The organism is Streptomyces sp. NPDC037410 (genome assembly GCF_055602235.1).
On sequence record NZ_JBVJWR010000045.1, the window covers coordinates 1 to 3300 of the forward strand.

Sequence of the window (3300 nt, forward strand, 5' to 3'; positions counted from 1 at the left end):
TTGCTTCAGAACTAACACAGTGGACGCGAGCAACTGAGGACAAGCCCTCGGCCTATTAGTACCGGTCAGCTCCACCCATTACTGGGCTTCCACATCCGGCCTATCAACCCAGTCGTCTACTGGGAGCCTTACCCTCTCAAGGAGGTGGGAATACTCATCTCGAAGCAGGCTTCCCGCTTAGATGCTTTCAGCGGTTATCCCTCCCGAACGTAGCCAACCAGCCATGCCCTTGGCAGGACAACTGGCACACCAGAGGTTCGTCCGTCCCGGTCCTCTCGTACTAGGGACAGCCCTTCTCAATATTCCTACGCGCACAGCGGATAGGGACCGAACTGTCTCACGACGTTCTAAACCCAGCTCGCGTACCGCTTTAATGGGCGAACAGCCCAACCCTTGGGACCGACTCCAGCCCCAGGATGCGACGAGCCGACATCGAGGTGCCAAACCATCCCGTCGATATGGACTCTTGGGGAAGATCAGCCTGTTATCCCCGGGGTACCTTTTATCCGTTGAGCGACGGCGCTTCCACAAGCCACCGCCGGATCACTAGTCCCGACTTTCGTCCCTGCTCGACCCGTCGGTCTCACAGTCAAGCTCCCTTGTGCACTTACACTCAACACCTGATTGCCAACCAGGCTGAGGGAACCTTTGGGCGCCTCCGTTACCCTTTGGGAGGCAACCGCCCCAGTTAAACTACCCATCAGACACTGTCCCTGATCCGGATCACGGACCGAGGTTAGACATCCAGCACGACCAGAGTGGTATTTCAACGGCGACTCCACAACCACTGGCGTGGCTGCTTCAAAGTCTCCCACCTATCCTACACAAGCCGAACCGAACACCAATATCAAACTGTAGTAAAGGTCCCGGGGTCTTTCCGTCCTGCTGCGCGAAACGAGCATCTTTACTCGTAGTGCAATTTCACCGGGCCTATGGTTGAGACAGTCGAGAAGTCGTTACGCCATTCGTGCAGGTCGGAACTTACCCGACAAGGAATTTCGCTACCTTAGGATGGTTATAGTTACCACCGCCGTTTACTGGCGCTTAAGTTCTCAGCTTCGCCCTGTCGAAACAGAGCTAACCGGTCCCCTTAACGTTCCAGCACCGGGCAGGCGTCAGTCCGTATACATCGCCTTACGGCTTCGCACGGACCTGTGTTTTTAGTAAACAGTCGCTTCTCGCTGGTCTCTGCGGCCACCCCCAGCTCACGGAGTAAATCCGATCACCAGGCGTGGCCCCCCTTCTCCCGAAGTTACGGGGGCATTTTGCCGAGTTCCTTAACCATAGTTCACCCGAACGCCTCGGTATTCTCTACCTGACCACCTGAGTCGGTTTAGGGTACGGGCCGCCATGAAACTCGCTAGAGGCTTTTCTCGACAGCATAGGATCATCCACTTCACCACAATCGGCTCGGCATCAGGTCTCAGGCTTAATGTGTGACGGATTTGCCTATCACACGCCCTACACCCTTACCCCGGGACAACCACCGCCCGGGCTGGACTACCTTCCTGCGTCACCCCATCGCTTACCTACTACCACCTTGGATCGACGGCTCCACCACTTTCCTTTCCCCGAAGGGTCCGGAACGGCTTCACGGCCTTAGCATTAATGGGCTCGATATTGGGCGTTTCAAAGCGGGTACCGGAATATCAACCGGTTGTCCATCGACTACGCCTGTCGGCCTCGCCTTAGGTCCCGACTTACCCTGGGCAGATCAGCTTGACCCAGGAACCCTTAGTCAATCGGCGCACACGTTTCTCACGTGTGTATCGCTACTCATGCCTGCATTCTCACTCGTGAACCGTCCACAACTCGCTTCCGCGGCTGCTTCACCCGGCACACGACGCTCCCCTACCCATCACAGCACCCGTTGGGGCTTATTGCTGCAATGACACGACTTCGGCGGTACGCTTGAGCCCCGCTACATTGTCGGCGCGGAATCACTTGACCAGTGAGCTATTACGCACTCTTTCAAGGGTGGCTGCTTCTAAGCCAACCTCCTGGTTGTCTCTGCGACTCCACATCCTTTCCCACTTAGCGTACGCTTAGGGGCCTTAGTCGATGCTCTGGGCTGTTTCCCTCTCGACCATGGAGCTTATCCCCCACAGTCTCACTGCCGTGCTCTCACTTACCGGCATTCGGAGTTTGGCTAAGGTCAGTAACCCGGTAGGGCCCATCGCCTATCCAGTGCTCTACCTCCGGCAAGAAACACACGACGCTGCACCTAAATGCATTTCGGGGAGAACCAGCTATCACGGAGTTTGATTGGCCTTTCACCCCTAACCACAGGTCATCCCCCAGGTTTTCAACCCTGGTGGGTTCGGTCCTCCACGAAGTCTTACCTCCGCTTCAACCTGCCCATGGCTAGATCACTCCGCTTCGGGTCTTGAGCGTGCTACTGAATCGCCCTATTCGGACTCGCTTTCGCTACGGCTTCCCCACACGGGTTAACCTCGCAACACACCGCAAACTCGCAGGCTCATTCTTCAAAAGGCACGCAGTCACGAGACATAGCAAGCTATGTCCGACGCTCCCACGGCTTGTAGGCACACGGTTTCAGGTACTATTTCACTCCGCTCCCGCGGTACTTTTCACCATTCCCTCACGGTACTATCCGCTATCGGTCACCAGGGAATATTTAGGCTTAGCGGGTGGTCCCGCCAGATTCACACGGGATTTCTCGGGCCCCGTGCTACTTGGGTGTCTCTCAAACGAGCCGTCAATGTTTCAGCTACGGGGGTCTTACCCTCTACGCCGGACCTTTCGCATGTCCTTCGCCTACATCAACGGTTTCTGACTCGTCTCACAGCCGGCAGACTGTGAAAGAGAGATCCCACAACCCCGCATGCGCAACCCCTGCCGGGTATCACACGCATACGGTTTGGCCTCATCCGGTTTCGCTCGCCACTACTCCCGGAATCACGGTTGTTTTCTCTTCCTGAGGGTACTGAGATGTTTCACTTCCCCTCGTTCCCTCCACATGCCCTATGTGTTCAGGCATGGGTGACAGCCCATGACGACTGCCGGGTTTCCCCATTCGGAAACCCCCGGATCAAAGCCTGGTTGACGGCTCCCCGGGGACTATCGTGGCCTCCCACGTCCTTCATCGGTTCCTGGTGCCAAGGCATCCACCGTGCGCCCTTAAAAACTTGGCCACAGATGCTCGCGTCCACTGTGTAGTTCTCAAACAACGACCAGCCACCCATCACCCCACCAGACAAGCTGGCGAGTTCACTGGGGCCGGCATCCTCGAAGATACGAACCATACGGCCGTACCCTCAGGACCCAACAACGTGCCAG

1 rRNA gene is annotated in these 3300 nt (G+C 56.7%); it reads right to left on the reverse strand.

Annotation, left to right across the window (positions count from 1 at the left end):
- Positions 1 to 35 precede the first annotated feature (35 nt).
- Positions 36 to 3155 (reverse strand): 23S ribosomal RNA (locus ACZ7HT_RS36805).
- Positions 3156 to 3300: the final 145 nt, after the last annotated feature.